The organism is Betaproteobacteria bacterium, assembly GCA_009377585.1.
Lineage (GTDB): Bacteria > Pseudomonadota > Gammaproteobacteria > Burkholderiales > WYBJ01 > WYBJ01.
Map to the genome: position 1 here is coordinate 15,947 of WHTS01000071.1, position 15,125 is coordinate 31,071.

Annotated in this window: 14 protein-coding genes; 8 read left to right on the plus strand and 6 right to left on the minus strand. The window is 67.4% G+C overall.

What is annotated here, in order from left to right; translation table 11 throughout:
• Nucleotides 1-25: 25 nt before the first annotated feature.
• The 3 genes from GEV05_20010 (at nt 26) to GEV05_20020 (ending at nt 3,668) form a co-directional block, all read left to right on the plus strand.
• Nucleotides 26-1,201: a class I SAM-dependent methyltransferase gene (locus GEV05_20010; GenBank protein ID MPZ45629.1), complete on the plus strand. Its 1,176-nt coding sequence runs from the start codon at nt 26-28 to the stop codon at nt 1,199-1,201.
• Nucleotides 1,202-1,285: 84 nt separating this feature from the next.
• Nucleotides 1,286-2,488 (plus strand): pimeloyl-CoA dehydrogenase large subunit, encoded by a 1,203-nt coding sequence (locus GEV05_20015; protein MPZ45630.1) that lies wholly within the window; start codon nt 1,286-1,288, stop codon nt 2,486-2,488.
• Nucleotides 2,489-2,516: 28 nt separating this feature from the next.
• Nucleotides 2,517-3,668: a pimeloyl-CoA dehydrogenase small subunit gene (locus GEV05_20020; protein ID MPZ45631.1), complete on the plus strand. Its 1,152-nt coding sequence runs from the start codon at nt 2,517-2,519 to the stop codon at nt 3,666-3,668.
• Between the two features lie 402 nt (nt 3,669-4,070).
• Here the strand turns inward: GEV05_20020 and GEV05_20025 are convergent, their stop codons facing one another.
• From GEV05_20025 to GEV05_20040, 4 genes are all read right to left on the minus strand, one after another.
• Nucleotides 4,071-4,850: a hypothetical protein gene (locus GEV05_20025; GenBank protein MPZ45632.1), complete on the minus strand. Its 780-nt coding sequence runs from the start codon at nt 4,848-4,850 to the stop codon at nt 4,071-4,073.
• A 154-nt stretch (nt 4,851-5,004) separates the two neighbouring features.
• Nucleotides 5,005-6,315, minus strand: coding sequence for a thiamine pyrophosphate-binding protein (locus GEV05_20030; protein ID MPZ45633.1), 1,311 nt, complete (start codon nt 6,313-6,315; stop codon nt 5,005-5,007).
• Nucleotides 6,316-6,399: 84 nt separating this feature from the next.
• Nucleotides 6,400-7,611 (minus strand): multifunctional CCA addition/repair protein, encoded by a 1,212-nt coding sequence (locus GEV05_20035; protein ID MPZ45634.1) that lies wholly within the window; start codon nt 7,609-7,611, stop codon nt 6,400-6,402.
• Nucleotides 7,608-8,252: a glutathione S-transferase gene (locus GEV05_20040; GenBank protein MPZ45635.1), complete on the minus strand. Its 645-nt coding sequence runs from the start codon at nt 8,250-8,252 to the stop codon at nt 7,608-7,610. Before GEV05_20040 ends, GEV05_20035 begins: the two co-directional genes overlap by 4 nt.
• A gap of 537 nt (nt 8,253-8,789) precedes the next feature.
• Here GEV05_20040 and GEV05_20045 point away from each other — a divergent pair.
• Nucleotides 8,790-9,041 carry a hypothetical protein gene (locus GEV05_20045; GenBank protein ID MPZ45636.1) on the plus strand — a complete coding sequence of 84 codons (252 nt, stop codon included), beginning with the start codon at nt 8,790-8,792 and terminating at the stop codon, nt 9,039-9,041.
• Nucleotides 9,042-9,132: 91 nt separating this feature from the next.
• Nucleotides 9,133-9,366 (plus strand): hypothetical protein, encoded by a 234-nt coding sequence (locus tag GEV05_20050; protein MPZ45637.1) that lies wholly within the window; start codon nt 9,133-9,135, stop codon nt 9,364-9,366.
• Nucleotides 9,367-9,389: 23 nt separating this feature from the next.
• On the opposite strand, the gene GEV05_20055 is transcribed toward GEV05_20050, so the two are convergent.
• Complete coding sequence (locus GEV05_20055; GenBank protein MPZ45638.1) at nt 9,390-11,339, minus strand: molybdopterin biosynthesis protein; 1,950 nt, start codon at nt 11,337-11,339, stop codon at nt 9,390-9,392.
• A 9-nt stretch (nt 11,340-11,348) separates the two neighbouring features.
• Nucleotides 11,349-12,566, minus strand: a complete 1,218-nt coding sequence (locus tag GEV05_20060; protein ID MPZ45639.1) for a molybdopterin molybdenumtransferase MoeA — start codon at nt 12,564-12,566, stop codon at nt 11,349-11,351.
• A gap of 127 nt (nt 12,567-12,693) precedes the next feature.
• Here GEV05_20060 and GEV05_20065 point away from each other — a divergent pair, with 127 nt between their 5' ends.
• From GEV05_20065 to GEV05_20075, 3 genes are read left to right on the plus strand one after another with little or no spacing between them, the layout of a single operon-like run.
• Nucleotides 12,694-13,398: an ABC transporter permease gene (locus GEV05_20065; GenBank protein MPZ45640.1), complete on the plus strand. Its 705-nt coding sequence runs from the start codon at nt 12,694-12,696 to the stop codon at nt 13,396-13,398.
• 13 nt (nt 13,399-13,411) lie between these two features.
• Complete coding sequence (locus GEV05_20070) at nt 13,412-14,137, plus strand: ATP-binding cassette domain-containing protein (GenBank protein MPZ45641.1); 726 nt, start codon at nt 13,412-13,414, stop codon at nt 14,135-14,137.
• Entirely contained in the window at nt 14,128-14,961 is an 834-nt protein-coding gene (locus GEV05_20075) for an extracellular solute-binding protein (protein ID MPZ45642.1), read from the plus strand. The genes GEV05_20070 and GEV05_20075 overlap by 10 nt, the downstream gene beginning before the upstream one ends.
• Nucleotides 14,962-15,125: the final 164 nt, after the last annotated feature.

Sequence of the window (15,125 nt, forward strand, 5' to 3'; positions counted from 1 at the left end):
GGCATCGATTCTACCCCGAACCCCGATGAGCGCCCTGCGCCTGCCCTTGCGCCATCTGCCACAGCCCGAACCGGCGGACCTTGCACGCAGCCGCGCCTTGCGCGAGCGTGTGCTGGACGAAATCGAGCGCGACGGCTTCCTGCCGTTCGCACGCTTCATGGAGCTCGCACTGTACGCCCCGGGCTTGGGCTACTACGCCAGCGGCACGCCCAAGCTCGGAGCGGCGGGCGATTTCGTCACCGCGCCCGAAACCACTGCGTTCTTCGGCGCTGCGCTCGCGGCCCAGCTCGCCGAGCTGATCGCGGCCGGATGCGAGGACATCGTCGAGCTCGGCGCCGGCAGCGGGATCCTCGCGGCCGATATCCTGCGCGAGCTCGAACGGCGCGATCGACTGCCTCGCCGCTACGGCATCCTGGAGATCTCGGCCGCGCTCGCCGAGCGGCAGCGCACGACGCTGCGGGAAACCGTACCCCACTTGCTGGATCGCGTGCATTGGCTCGAACGCCTGCCGCAGCGTATCCGCGGCGTGGTGCTCGGCAACGAAGTGCTGGATGCCATGCCGACCGCGCTGGTCACATGCCGCAACGAGGCGCTGCTCGAGCTGGGTGTGACGCGCAAGGCACCCGCTAGCGACGAGCTGACCTGGAGCAGCCGCCCCGCCAGAGGCGAGTTGCTGCACGCCGCGCAAGCGCTGCAGCTGCCGGAGGGCTACACGACCGAATTGCACCTGGCCGCGCGCGCGCTCGTCCGAGCCTTGAGCGATACGCTCGAACGCGGCGTCGTGCTGCTGCTCGATTACGGCTTCACGCGGCGCGAGTACTACCACCCGCAACGCAACCGCGGCACGCTCATGTGCCACTATCGGCACTACGCGCACGACGATCCGCTCCAGCTCGTCGGCTTGCAGGACATCAGCGTGCACGTCGACTTCTCCGCGCTCGCCGATGCGGCCCACGAGTCCGGCCTGAAGGTGCTGGGCTATGCCACCCAGGCGCATTTGCTCATCAACTGCAACATCCTCGACCGGCTGGCGTCCATCCCGGTCAACGACACCGTGCGCTATACGAAGGCTGCAGCGGGGGTGCAGAAGCTCCTGAGCCCGGCGGAGATGGGGGAATTGTTCAAGGCCATTGCTTTCGGACGCGGCATCGAGCCCCCGCTCCTGGGCTTCTCGAGCGGCGACCGGCGCGCGACCTTATAGCGGCCGCGAGCTCGCGCGATCTGCGTCGACTGCCAGTACAATCATCGGATCATTGGCAGCACCCGGCCAAGGAGGAGATACACCATGGATCTGCGCTTCACGCCCGACGAGCTGGCATTTCGCGACGAGGTGCGCACGTTCTTCCGTACCGCGCTGCCGGCCGATATCCGCCGCAAGACCGAGCTGGGGCAGCGCCTGTCCAAGGAAGACACGGTGAGCTGGCAACGCATCCTCAACGCCAAGGGCTGGGCGGTCCCGCACTGGCCGGCCGAATGGGGCGGAACGGACTGGGGACCGGTCAAGAACTACGTCTTCCGCGAGGAGATGCAGCTCGCGCCCGCGCCCGATCCGCTGTCGTTCAACGTGAGCATGGTCGGGCCCGTGCTGATCGCCTTCGGCACCGATGCGCAGAAGCGGCATTTTCTGCCGCGCGTCGCGAATCTGGACTACTGGTTCTGCCAGGGCTTCTCCGAGCCCGGCGCAGGCTCCGATCTCGCCTCGCTGCGCACCTCGGCCCGCCGTGAAGGCGACGACTACGTCGTCAACGGCCAGAAGATCTGGACCTCGCGCGCGCATCATGCCGACTGGATGTTCTGCCTCGTGCGCACTGACCCGAAGGCCAAGCCGCAGGCCGGCATCACGTACCTGCTGATCGACATGAAAACGCCGGGCATCACGGTACGGCCGATTCCGACCATCGACGGCGAGCATCATTTCAACGAAGTGTTCTTCGACGACGCGCGCGTGCCGGTGGCCAATCGCGTGGGCGAGGAGAACAAGGGCTGGACCTATGCCAAGTTTCTGCTCGGCAACGAGCGCACCGGCATCGCCCGCGTGGGCGCGTCGAAATACCGCATCCAGCGGGCGAAAGAGCTTGCCCGCACGATCATGCTCGGCGCAACGCCGCTCGCCGAGACGCCGCGCTTCCGCGAGAAGGTCGCCGACATCGAGGTGCAATTGAAGGCGCTCGAGATCACGCAGATGCGCGTCGTCTGCAACGCTCGCAAGCTCCCGCCCGGGGTACAGGATCCGGCCTCGTCGGTGCTGAAGCTCAAGGGCTCCGAGCTGCAGCAGGCCGCGACCGAGATCCTGATGGAAGTCGCCGGCCCCGACGCCTTGGCGCTGCAGCCCGAGCACCTGTGGGGCACGGCGACCGACGAGCCGATCGGCCCGGAATGGGGGCCGATGATCGCGCCGGATTATTTCTACACCCGGGCCGCCTCGATCTACGGCGGCTCGAACGAGATCCAGCGCAACGTCATCGCCAAGCGCCTGCTCGGGCTGTAGGCAACGCAGGCAGGCACGGGAGAGCCGCATGGACTTCGATTTGAGCGAAGAGCAGCGCATGCTCGAGGACAGCGTCGAGCGCCTGATCGCCGAGCGCTACGGCTTCGAGCAGCGCAAGAAATACCTCAAGGAGGAGGCCGGCTTCAGCCGCGACCTTTGGCGCCGCTACGCCGAGATGGGATTGCTGGGATTGCCCTTCGAAGAACGCCACGGCGGCAGCAACGGCGGCGCGATCGAGACGATGATCGTGATGGAGGCGTTCGGCCGCGGCCTCACGCTGGAGCCGTATCTCGCGACCGTGATTCTGAGCGGCGGCCTGATCCAGCTCGCCGGCAGCGAAGCGCAGCGGGCCGAGCTTCTGCCGCGGATCGCCGACGGCAGCCTCCTCGCCGCCTGGGCGCACAGCGAAGCGCAATCGCGCTACGACCTTTGCGATGTCGCCTGCAGCGCGCGGCGCGATGCCGACGGCTGGATCCTGGACGGAGCCAAGAGCCACGTCATGCACGGCGACAGCGCGGACAAGCTGATCGTGTCCGCGCGCATTTCCGGCGAGCGGCGCGATCGCGACGGTATCGCGCTCTTTCTGGTCGATGCCGATGCGCCCGGCGTGGAGCGGCGCGGCTACGGCACGCAGGACGGCCTGCGCGCGGCGCAGATCACGCTCTCCGGTGTGCCCATCGCGTCCCGGGACGCGATGGGCGAGCCTGGCAAGGCCGCGTCGGTGATCGAACGCGTCGCCGATTGCGCCTTGGCCGCGCTTGCGGCCGAAGCGGTCGGCGCGATGGCCGCGGCTCACGAAACGACGGTCGAGTACCTGAAGACGCGCAAGCAGTTCGGCGTCACCATCGGCAGCTTCCAGGCGCTGCAGCATCGCGCGGTCGACATGCTGGTCGAGCTCGAGCAGGCGCGCAGCATGGCGCTGTTCGCAACCATGATGGTGGAAGAACCCGACGCTGCCGAGCGCCGCAAGGCCATCTCGGCCGCCACGGTGCAGATCCGCCGCTCGGGGCGCTACATCGGCCAGCAGGCGGTGCAGCTGCACGGCGGCATCGGTATGACGCTCGAATACAAGATCGGACACTACTTCAAGCGCTTCACCGCCATGGAGACGCTGTTCGGCGATACCGACCACCATCTCGCTGCGCTGGCCGAAGCGGGCGGGCTGATCGCGCCGGCGTGAGCCAGCGAATTCCTTCCCCTCCGCTCACGTAGAGGGGTGGCGCGCAGCGCCGGGGTGGTGTGTTTCCCCTCCTCTCATGAGGAGGGGTGTCACGAAGTGACGGGGTGGTGTGGTGTCGCGCGGAAGACCACCCCGTCCGCGCGATTCGCGCGTCCCGCCCCTCCTTGCCAGGAGGGGAACGAAAGGTTCTCCCGCCGGGGTGGTGTAGGCGCCGGGGTGGTGTGTTTCCCCTCCTCTCATGAGGAGGGGTGTCACGAAGTGACGGGGTGGTGTGTTTCCCCTCCTCTCATGAGGAGGGGTGTCACGAAGTGACGGGGTGGTGTGTTTCCCCTCCTCTCATGAGGAGGGGTGTCACGAAGTGACGGGGTGGTGTGGTTTTCGCCCGGATGACTGCTCCGAAGACTACCGGCCCTTGTACACGGGCTTGCGCTTCTCGACGAACGCGCGCGCGCTCTCGCGAAAATCCTCGGTGAGATGCAAGCCGCGGGGGCGCAACGCGTACGCCCTCACGTCGATCTCCTCCAGCGCCGAGCGACGGGTCTCGACGATGGCGCGCACCGCGAGCGGCGGATTCTGCAGCACCTCGCGCGCAAGCTTCTCCGCCTCGACGATATGCTCGCCCGGCTCGGCCAGGCGATTGATCAGGTTGTAGCGCATGCCCTCTTCGGCGCTCCACATGCGACCGGTCATGCACACGTCCTCGGCAAAGGCGCCGGCACCGCGCTGCGTGAGCATCAGCCAGAACGGCACGCCGTTGATGCCGCGCGCGACTTCGGTTACCTGGAACTTCGCGTCTTTCGCGGCCACCGTCAGGTCGCAATAGAGCTGGATGCGCAGGCCGGCGCCGAGAACATAGCCATGCACCGCAGCGATCAGCGGTTTTCCCACCGGTGGCTTGAAGAACGGCGGGCGGATGTCGCCTTCGCGCCCGGCCGGGCCGCCGAGCTTCTTCATCTCCTCCGCCGAGCGCAGCTGGCGCTGCTTCACGTCGGCGCCGCTGCAGAACGCGCGGCCGTTGCCGGATACGATGCCGACCATCGCCTCCTCGTCGTCGTAGAACCGGTACAGCGCCTGCGACAGCGCCTTGCTCATGTCGTCCGAGAAGGCGTTCAGCTTCTCGGGGCGGTTGAGAACGATATGCGCGATGGCGTCCTGCTGCCGGTATTGCACCAGATCGGTCATGAATGTGTGCTCTCTATTGATGATTCGTAAAGTGAGTGACAAGCCGTGTGCTGCACCACGCTCCCCTCTCCCCTTGGGAGCGGCCCGCCATTCGTCGGAAGGACGCCAGGAAGTGTGGCATCGATGCGCCGGCCCCCTCTGTGGTTGGCCTGCCTCAGCTCGGAACCCATGGCAGCGTGGCCTGGGCGGCGAACTCCGTCTTGACGTCGATCACGGCCGGCAGCTCGGATGCGAGCGCCGCTTCGAATGCCTTGCGGAAGTCGCGCGGCTTGTCGACCGTCACACCGAAGCAATCGAACGCCTGGGCCACGCGGGCGAAGTCGGTCTCGCGGTATTCGAAGCATTCGTTCATGCGCGACTTGTCGTGCTCGCCGTAAGCCGTGGTGAGATTGCGATAGCCCTGCGACAGGCCGTGGTTGTTGTTGACTATCGTCACCGTCTTGATGCCGCGCCGGCGTGCGGTCTCGAGCTCCGGCAGGTGGTAGAAGAATCCGCCGTCGCCACAGAAGCAGATCACCGGCCGCTCCGGCGCTGCGCACTTCGCCCCCAGCGCTGCGGGAAACGACCACCCGAGCGAGCCCGCCGCACGAATGTACTGTTGCGTCGGATGGCGCAGATAGACGAGCGTGCCGGTCCAGAGCGCGGCGTATCCCGTGTCGGCGACGAGGATCGCATCGCGCGGCAGAACTTCGGTCAGCTCGGCACAGACCCGCTCCGGGCGCATCGGCATCTGCGCCGACGAGCGCGCCTTTTCGGCCTCGGCACGCCACTCGTCCACGTACTTCTGAGTTTGTCCCAGCCAGTCGCCGTGCTGGCCGGGCTTGCAGGCAGAGGCCAGCGCTTCCATGCCCGCGGCGACGTCGGCCAGCAGGCCGACCGTATTCGAATAGTTGCGGCCGATCTCGACCGGGTCCTGGTCGATCTGCACGATCGGCGTGCCCTGCTTCGGCATTTTGTAGTTCGCGGTCGTGTGATCGCTCGTATTGCTGCCGGCGAAGATGACCAGATCCGCGTCGGCCACGACATGATTGGCGCAACCGCGGCCGTAGAGACCCACCGCGCCGCGAAAGAGCGCATGGTCCTCCAGCATCGCCGCCTTCGCCGAGAACAGCGGTTGGTGCTCGACTTCCTGGTAGGCGTTGCGATGCTGAAAGGCCGGCACGTGCCGGCCGGTGAACGCAACGACGGCCGAATGGCCGAGATAAGGATCCTGCATCGCGGCGGCCAGGTTCGCCGCGCCGACGGATTGCGCGAAGCACACGCCCGGGCGCCCCGATACCCGGGCGTAGCCGTCGGCCATGTACGCGACCGCCTTCTCGGAATGGCCGAGGATGCGCGTGATGCCGCAGTCCTCCATCTCGGCCAGGGCGCGGCGCAGCACGGCGTCCATGAAGAAGACGTGCGATACGCCGTACGCCGCCAGGGTCTGCGCGAACAATCGCGCGCCGGTCATCTTCTGCGCCATGACGCTCCTTCTCCAGTATGAATTGCAACGATCGATTTGTGCTTAACGCGAGCGCGGTATTGTCCCGATCGCGCCGCGCCGGTGTCAATCTTCGGGCACCGAGCTGATGGCGCCGACGCGCGCCTGCCGCACCTTGTCCTTGATCTGCGTGCGATCCTCGGTCGCCTGCGCGATCGCACCGGCGTCGACGGCTGCGGCAGCTCGCGCAACGCGGCGCACGTGCTCGGCCTGCGGGTACGGGCGCTCCTCCAGACCCTTGCGCCCGCGCGCATCGCATTCGCAGGCGCGCAGCACGAGCTCCAGCCGCTCGGGACGGCGGAAATAGTCCGACTGCTCGAGGAGCTTCAGCAGCGTCGCCGGCTTGAGCTCCAGCGCGCGATGCACGTTCGCGTGCACGCGGGCGACGATGAGCGCGAGCTCCCGGCATGCCGCCGGTACGCGCAAGCGCTCGCACAGCGCTTCGATGAGCGGAACCGAACGCGATTCGTGCGCGATATGCCGCGGCCATTCCGCGCGCGGTGTCGTGCCCTTGCCGAGATCGTGTACGAGCGCAGCGAAGCGCACTTCCAGCGGCTCGTCGCGGCCCGCCGCGCAGTCGAGCACGCGCAAAACGTGATCGCCGGTGTCGACCTCGGGATGGTGCTGTGCCGGCTGCGGCACGCCAAACAGGCGATCGACTTCGGGCAGGATGCGCTCGAGCGCCCCGCACTCGCGCAGCGCCTCGAACATCCGCCTCGGCCCCGCGTTCATGAGCCCCGCGGAGATCTCCTGCCAGACGCGCTCGGCAACCAGGTCATCGACTTCACCCTCGGCGACCATTCGGCGCATGAGCGCCCTGGTTTCGGGCGCGATGTCGAATCCTAAGCGCGCGCTGAAACGGGCGACGCGCAACACCCGCACCGGGTCCTCCACGAATGCGGGCCCGACGTGGCGCAATGTCCGGGCGGCGATATCGGCCGCGCCGTTGAACGGATCGATCAACGTGCCATCGGCCGCACGCGCCATGGCGTTGATCGTGAGGTCGCGCCGCGCCAGATCGTCCTCGAGCGTCACGTCGGGCGCGGCATGGACCTGAAAGCCGCGATAGCCGCGGCCGCTCTTGCGCTCGGTGCGCGCGAGCGCGTATTCCTCATGGGTTTCGGGGTGCAGGAAGACGGGGAAGTCGCGCCCGACCGGGCGATAGCCCAGCCGAACCATTTCTTCGGGCGTGGCGCCGACCACCACGTAGTCGCGGTCCTTCACCGGCAGCCCGAGCATGTCGTCCCGGACTGCCCCGCCGACCGCGTAGATCTTCACCGGTACGGTTCGTCCTCGGCGAGGATTTCGGTTTCGGCCGCCGCCGCAGCCCGCCATTCCTGCATGGCGGGCAGATTCCAGATGCGATCGGCATAGGCGGCGAGCTCGGCCTCGAGCTCGACCGCATAGGTGAGAAAGCGTGCCGCCACCGGCGCGTACATGGCATCCACCAGCCCGAAGGCGCCGAACAGGAACGGGCCGCCGGAGCGCCGCAGGCACTCGCGCCAGATCTGGCAGATGCGGGCGATATCGACCGCCACGGCCGGGGTGCGGCCGCGCCCCGGGTAGCGCGAACGGATGTTCATCGGCATGCGCGTGCGCAGCTCCGGAAACCCCGAGTGCATCTCGGCGCTGAAGCTGCGCGCAGCCGCCCGGTGAGCGGTCGCCGCGGGCCACAAGCCGCGCTCGGGAAACGTGTCCGCCAGGTACTCGCCGATGGCAAGCGAGTCCCACACCGTCACGTCGCCATCGATCAGCACGGGCACCTTCCCGGCAGGCGAATGGGCGAGGACGCGGTCCTTGTAGCCGGGCTCGAACAGCGCAATCCGCTCTTCTTCGAACGGCACTTCCAGATGTCGCAGCGGCAGCCACGCCCGCAGCGACCAGGACGAGTAGTTCTTGTTGCCGATGATGAGGCGCATATACGGGTCCGGTGCGTTGAAATCGGCCCTGTGCAGGTGAGCATTATCGTACGCTTTGTCTACGTTCGGCAGCCCACCTCTGCGCCGCCGCGCGCTCGGGCAGCGAGAACATCGGGTCTGCACAGGTCCACGCGGACCAGCGCGACTGCCTGCGATGCCGCAAGACACCGCGCCTGCGCGCAAGGCCTGCCTCGACGCTTGGCCGACCACGCCCGCCGGGAATGGTTCGCGCCATTTATTTCGCGCGCGCTGCGATCGCGGAATGGATTGCGCGCATACTGGCTGTGCTCGCCCAGGAGGCAGCCGGGTGCGAAATCATGCGTACCCCGAACACCCAGGATGCCTTGTGAAACATAAATATCCAGCAGCGCAAAATCATTCCCCGCCTGCTCAGTGGAGCGTCCACGACCCAGCGCTTTCGTTCGGCCCGATGGCGCATTGGTCGCAGCAGCGCCGAATCCTCGACGTGCTCAGCATCACGCGAAATTTCTGGAGCTTGCCCGTCGAGGCTTGCGAATCCCGAGGGAACCACACGCCATGAGTACGGACGACTTGATGTATGCGCCGGCAGAGCTGCGCGATCGTTTTCTGAACGCCGTCGACGCCCGGGATGACGCGCTCTGCGATCGGCTCGCCTTCGATCTGAAAACTTGCATGAATCCATTGCCAGGGTTGACGTGTCAGCAGCTCGGCCTTCCGATCGGAAGCACGTACGGATCGGCCGCCAGGCACATCCTGGGTACGTCCCATGAACAGCAGAGCCGGTACCTGCCGGCGGAGAAGCCGTGAACTGCAGTAATGTGCTCGGACGCTGCCCCGCTCGGACGAGCGCCAGGTCCGGCTCGACCGACTTCGCGCGCCGGAATTTCGCGAGGTAGCCGTGAAGATCTATCAGGTCCTCCAGCGCGACGGCATGTGGCATGTCCATATTCCCGACGTCTCCGCGGGCGTGTATCCCTCGGAAGACAAGTCGTACATGGTCGAATGGGCGTGCGACGCCGCTCGCAGATGCGACGGTGAAGTGCACGTGCGTGATCGAGGCGGGCAAATCGAGGCGGTTTACGGCTATGTCAACGGCGTACAGCAGCGCAAGGCGTGCTCCGGCAAGAGATAGCGCGCGTTCCTACCCGGGGCGGCTCAATCCAGGCGAAATCCCAGCTGCTGCAGCCGTGCACGCACGGCCGGCTCCTGTAGCAACGAGCGGAACAACGCAACCGCAGGCCGCTCCAGACGCGCCCTCGGCACGACGAAGTCGTAGTGCTCTTCCTGCACCGGAACGAAACCAAGTCCGTACTGTTTCGCCACGGTATCGATCGCGAGCCCCCAATCCGCACGCCCCTGTGCGACTGCGGTGGCGACCGCATTGTGCGACTTGGTCTGCACGCCGTAACCGGGCGGCTGCCGGCCCTCGAGCAGGCGATCGATGAGGATGCGCGTGCCGCTGCCCGGATTGCGATTGACCAGCGTGCATTCAGGATCGCTCAGTGCCTGCGCGATGGCCCCTGCCACCTCGCGCTTTTCGAAGCGTGCGTCGCCCGGCCGGAACACGATGCCCTGCATGCGCCGGTATCCGGGGATGAGCGCCAGGCTCGGATCGAGAAACGGCCGGTTGTATTCGCCCGTTTTCGAATCCATCACGTGGATGCCCGCGAGGTCGCACTCGCCGCGGCGCGCGGCCGCAAGTCCGCCCATGCTGCCGACATGCAGCGCCTTGACCGGCATGCCGCGCGCCTGCAGCTCACCGAGCAGGTAGTCGAGCCCGACGCAGTGGCTGCCGATCGCGACCAGCGCCGCCGGCTCCAGGCCTTCGCCCAGCAGCTGGACGGCGACCGGTGTATCGGCCTCCAGGATCTCGTCGTGCTGGCCGATGGTCACGAAGCCGTCGGCGTAGCTGAAGGCCGTAACCGAACCCGAGCCCTTGCCCATGGGATAGGCCGCAAGGCCCTGCTCGGTCTCGAACAGGCTCACCAGCAGGTATTCGGTTCGGCCGCGTTCGGAATTGACCCGCACCGGCAGCCGCGCCTCGACGCTGCGGCGTTGCGTTGGCGGCAAGCCCGCGAACGCGCGCAATACCGGCGCGACGAATTCGTGGAACGTGAAGATGGCCGAGGTCGGAAAGCCGGGTAGCACCACGACCGGCTTGCCGCCGGTGACGGCCAGACAGATCGGCTTGCCCGGCTTCAACGCGACGCCGTGGGCGACGATGCCCGGATTGCCGAGGCGGCTGACGACGCGGTAGGAGATGTCTCCGGCGCCCTTCGACGTCCCGCCGGACAGGATGACCATGTCATAGCTCATGCCACGTTCCAGCATCGCGCTGAGCTGGACGTCGTCGTCGGTGACGATACCGAGCACGTGCCCCTCGCCACCCAATTCCTCCACCGCGGCGGCGATGATGGCGGCATTGGAGTCGTACACCGCGCCTGCGCGCGGTGGGTTTCCGGGCGCGATGATCTCGTTGCCGGTGGAGACGATCGCCACGCGCGGACGCCGGTAGACATCGACCTCGGCAAGCCCGATGGCGGCGAGCACGCCGATCTCGCGCGAAGTGAGGACCTGGCCGCGACGCAGCACGGTCTCGCCCTTGGCGATGTCGGTGCCGGCAAAGCTCACGTTCTGACCCGGCGCCACCGAGTTGCGACATGCGATGCTCGCGTCGTCGGCAATTTCGGTGTGCTCGACCATGATGACCGCATCGGCGCCGCGCGGCAGCATGCCGCCGGTTGCAATGACGCTCGCGCGACCCGCCGAGACCGGCTCGAGCGGCGTCCGCCCCGGCTCCAGCACCTCTTCGTTGAGCGCAATGGCACGCGCGTGCTCTTCCATCGCGCCGAAGGTATCGGCCGCGACCACGGCGAAACCGTCCACGTTCGAGCGATCGAAGCCCGGCACGTCGATGCTCGACGCCACCGTCACGGCCAGCACGCGCCGCAATGCCCGGCTCAAGGCGACGCGTTCCGTGCCCAGTGGCTCGAGGCGCAGGTGACGCTGAAAACGCACAACCGCTTCGTCCCGGGTCACGACCTCCAGGAACTGCTCCTGACGCGCCGCGCGCTGTGCAGCCGACGATTCTCTTTCCTGCTTCATGCGGCACCCCTAGCCGAACGGTCCGTAGAGATAAACGCCGATCTCGGTTCCCGGCGCGTAGCCTTCGCTTTCCTCGGGCACGATGACGAATCCGTCCGCACGCGTGGTGGACGACAGTATGGAGGCACCGCTCAACGCCAGCGGCTCGGCCTCGTCACCCTGCAGCCGGACGCGGCAGTAATCGACGCGACCGACCGCGGAGGCGATTTTTTGCCTCAGCACCGCGCGTTGGCGCCGATGCGGCCAGTCAGCGCCACGCCCACCGAGCAGACGCAGCGCACGGCCGGCAAAGAAATCGTACGCGCACAGGCACGACACGGGGTTGCCGGGCAGCAGGAACACGAGCGTGTCGCCGAGCCGGCCGAAGCCGGCGGGACTCGAAGGGCGCATGGCGATGCCGTGGATCGCGAGCGTCCCCATCTCGGCCAGCAGCCCAGGTGCGTGGTCTTCCGCGCCCACGCTCGAGCCTCCGGAGATCAGCACTACGTCCGCGCCGGGAGCGAGCATCGCCTCGCGGATCGCCTGCCGGTCGTCGCGAACCCGCAGCGCGGACTCGAGCAGCGCGCCGTCGCGCGCGGCAAGCCCGCGCAGCATCGGCGAATTGGCATCGTAGATTTGATGCGGCCCTTTCGACGCACCGGGTGCGGCCAGTTCGTCGCCGCTTGCGACGATGCGCACCCGCGGACGCCGGATCACGGACGCGGCACCGATGCCGATGGACGCCAGCAGGCCGACATCCTGAGCGCGCAGCCGCCGTCCGGCCTGCATGACGACGGCGCCCGCACGCACATCCTCGGCGCGCCGGCCGACATTCTTGCCCGTGGCGAGCGGCGCCGCGATTTCCACCCGGCCATCGCGCTCGAGCGCGAACTCGGCCGGCACGACCGCGTCCGCGCCTTCGGGCATGGGCGCGCCGGTCATGATGCGTATCGCCGTGCCAGGCAGAACCGCAGCGTCATACGGACGACCGGGCAATGCGGCGCCGCGCAGCTCGAACGCGAGCGGGTTGTATTCGGCGGCGCCGATCGTTTCGGCGCCTCGCAGCGCATAGCCGTCCATCGCCGCGCGATCGAATGCGGGCACGTCCAACCCGGCCGTCACGGCGGATGCGAGGACACGGCCATGCAACTCGTCGAGCGCGACGGCTTCCGGATCGAGCGCGCGCACGTTGCGCTCGATCCAGTCGAGCGCAGTCGCAACTTGTGCGCGGGACGGAAACCCGCGCATGCGCACGTCCGCAATGGTTGGCTGCGACTTGCCGAGCTTCATATGCACGATCCTGCATATTCGAATCAGCGCCCAGCCTGGCATACAATTCCTGCGCCCGCAAATAGGGCCAGGTCGGCATACTTCCATGGAAGACTTCTGGTCGGCGTTCGCGCAAGGGGCGCGACTGGTTGCGAGCGCCGATAGCGAGCTCGCCGCCATCGTCGGCCTGAGCCTCGGCGTGAGCCTGAGCGCAGCCTGCCTGGCGACGCTCATTGGTCTGCCGCTCGGCGCCTTCATCGCGATCGTGCGTTTTCCAGGCCGCCATGCGGCGATCGTTGCGCTCAATGCGTTCATGGGGCTGCCCCCGGTCGTGGTGGGGCTCGTCGTGTATCTGGTCCTGTCGCGCGCGGGGCCACTGGGGCCGCTGGGACTGCTGTTCACGCCCACCGCCATGGTGATCGCGCAAACCCTGCTGATCGTGCCGATCGTCGCTGGCCTTTCCCGCCAGATCGTGGAAGACGCGTGGAGCGAATACTCGGAGCAATTGCGCTCGCTCGGCGTAACGCCGCTGCGAGCGGGACTCACCATGGTATGGGACACGCGCTTTTCCCTGGTTACGGTCGTGCTCGCCGGCTTCGGCCGCGCCGCCGCCGAGGTGGGCGCGGTCATGATCGTGGGCGGCAACATCGACGGCGTGACGCGCGTGATGACCACCGCCATCGCCCTCGAGACCAGCAAGGGCGACCTGCCGCTCGCGCTGGGCTTGGGCATCGTGCTGGTGTGCCTGGTGCTGGGCATCAACGCCGCGGCCCAGGCGATCAAGACCGGGGCGCAACATCGCTATGGATAGCAGCCGCCCGCCGATGAATCTCACCTCGCTGCTGCCCTTGGTGCTCGATCACGTGAGCTTCGGCGTCAACGGCTGCACCATCATCGACGACGTCAGCTGCGCCATCGAGGCCGGCTCCCGCACGGTCATTCTTGGCCCCAATGGCGCGGGCAAGAGCGTGCTGCTGCGCCTGTGCCACGGGCTGCTGGCCCCGAGCGCGGGCCGCATCGAGTGGCGGGGGGCCGCGCAAGCGCAACGGCGTTTACGGCAGGCGATGGTGTTTCAGCGCCCGGTGATGCTGCGCCGTTCGGCACTGGGCAATGTGACGTACGCGCTCGCGCTCGCGGACGTGCCTCGTCGCGAGCGGGTGGCGCGCGCCGAAAACGCGTTGCGGGCGGTCGGCCTGTGGCATGCGGCGAAGCGGCCCGCCCGCGTGCTTTCCGGGGGCGAGCAGCAACGGCTTGCGCTCGCACGCGCCTGGGCGATCGAGCCCGAAGTCTTCTTTCTCGACGAGCCCACCGCGAACCTCGACCCGGGTGCGACGCGCGAAGTGGAAGAAATCGTCGAACGCATCCGCGCCGGCGGGACCAAGGTCGTAATGACCACGCACAACCTCGGACAAGCCCGGCGCCTGGGCGACGAGATCCTGTTCATCGATCGCGGGCGCCTGGTCGAGCGTGCGCCGGTCGAACGCTTTTTCCGCACACCGCAAACGCCCGAAGCTGCCGCTTTCATCAAAGGAGAACTGCCATGGCACTGAAACGAACGATCATGTCCCTCGTTGCGCTCATCGCCGCGCTCGCCCTCGCGCCGAACGCAGCCGCGCAGCGCTTCATCACGGTGGCATCCACCACGTCCACCGAGCAGTCGGGCCTGTTCAAGCACATCCTGCCGCAGTTCCAGAAGAAGACCGGCATCGAGGTGCGCGTGGTCGCGCTCGGGACCGGGCAGGCGCTCGACCTTGCGCGCCGCGGCGACGCCGACGTCGTGTTCGTGCACGCGCGTGCCGCGGAAGAGAAGTTCATCGCCGAAGGCAACGGTGTGAAGCGCCAGCCGGTCATGTACAACGACTTCGTCCTGATCGGCCCGAAAGCGGATCCGGCCAAGGTCGCCGGCGGCAAGGACATCGTCGAAGCGCTGCGCAAGGTCGAGCGCGCCAAGGCACCGTTCGTCTCGCGGGGCGATCGCAGCGGCACGCACATGGCCGAGCTGCGGCTGTGGAAGGTGGCCGGAATCGAGGTGGGCAAGGACAAAGCGAGCTGGTATCGCGAGACCGGCCAGGGCATGGGACCGGCGCTCAACACCTCGTCGTCGATGAACGCCTACGTGCTCTCCGACCGCGCCACCTGGCTCGCCTTCAAGAACCGCGGCGAGCTCGCCATTTTGGTCGAAGGCGACAAGCGGCTCTTCAATCAGTACGGCGTGATTCTGGTCAATCCCGAGAAGCACCCGAGCGTGAAGAAAGCCGATGCGCAGGCCTTCATCGACTGGCTGATCTCGCCGGCAGGGCAGAAAGCCATCGCCGCGTACAAGCTCGGCGGCGAACAGCTGTTCTTTCCCAACGCCGATCAGCCCGGAGCTTGACGGGCGCCAGGACCCCTTGCAGGGCGCGCATCGGCATGCAGGCCGATGCCGTTCGGCCGGCGCGGACCATGGTCCGCGAATTCCCGGCCTCGCCCCCGTCCGCGACCTTGTCGCGTCCCGCCCCTCCTTGTCAGGAGGGGAGACTTGGTTTTTCCCCTCCTCTC

Coding starts and splice junctions, on each gene's coding strand:
- GEV05_20025 (MPZ45632.1), bottom strand. CDS start 4,850: ATGACCGATCTGGTGCAATACCGGCAGCAGGACGCCATCGCGCATATC.
- GEV05_20060 (MPZ45639.1), bottom strand. CDS start 12,566: ATGCGCGGGTTTCCGTCCCGCGCACAAGTTGCGACTGCGCTCGACTGG.
- GEV05_20045 (MPZ45636.1), top strand. CDS start 8,790: ATGAGTACGGACGACTTGATGTATGCGCCGGCAGAGCTGCGCGATCGT.
- GEV05_20075 (MPZ45642.1), top strand. CDS start 14,128: ATGGCACTGAAACGAACGATCATGTCCCTCGTTGCGCTCATCGCCGCG.
- GEV05_20040 (MPZ45635.1), bottom strand. CDS start 8,252: ATGCGCCTCATCATCGGCAACAAGAACTACTCGTCCTGGTCGCTGCGG.
- GEV05_20065 (MPZ45640.1), top strand. CDS start 12,694: ATGGAAGACTTCTGGTCGGCGTTCGCGCAAGGGGCGCGACTGGTTGCG.
- GEV05_20030 (MPZ45633.1), bottom strand. CDS start 6,315: ATGGCGCAGAAGATGACCGGCGCGCGATTGTTCGCGCAGACCCTGGCG.
- GEV05_20010 (MPZ45629.1), top strand. CDS start 26: ATGAGCGCCCTGCGCCTGCCCTTGCGCCATCTGCCACAGCCCGAACCG.
- GEV05_20020 (MPZ45631.1), top strand. CDS start 2,517: ATGGACTTCGATTTGAGCGAAGAGCAGCGCATGCTCGAGGACAGCGTC.
- GEV05_20015 (MPZ45630.1), top strand. CDS start 1,286: ATGGATCTGCGCTTCACGCCCGACGAGCTGGCATTTCGCGACGAGGTG.
- GEV05_20055 (MPZ45638.1), bottom strand. CDS start 11,339: ATGAAGCAGGAAAGAGAATCGTCGGCTGCACAGCGCGCGGCGCGTCAG.
- GEV05_20070 (MPZ45641.1), top strand. CDS start 13,412: ATGAATCTCACCTCGCTGCTGCCCTTGGTGCTCGATCACGTGAGCTTC.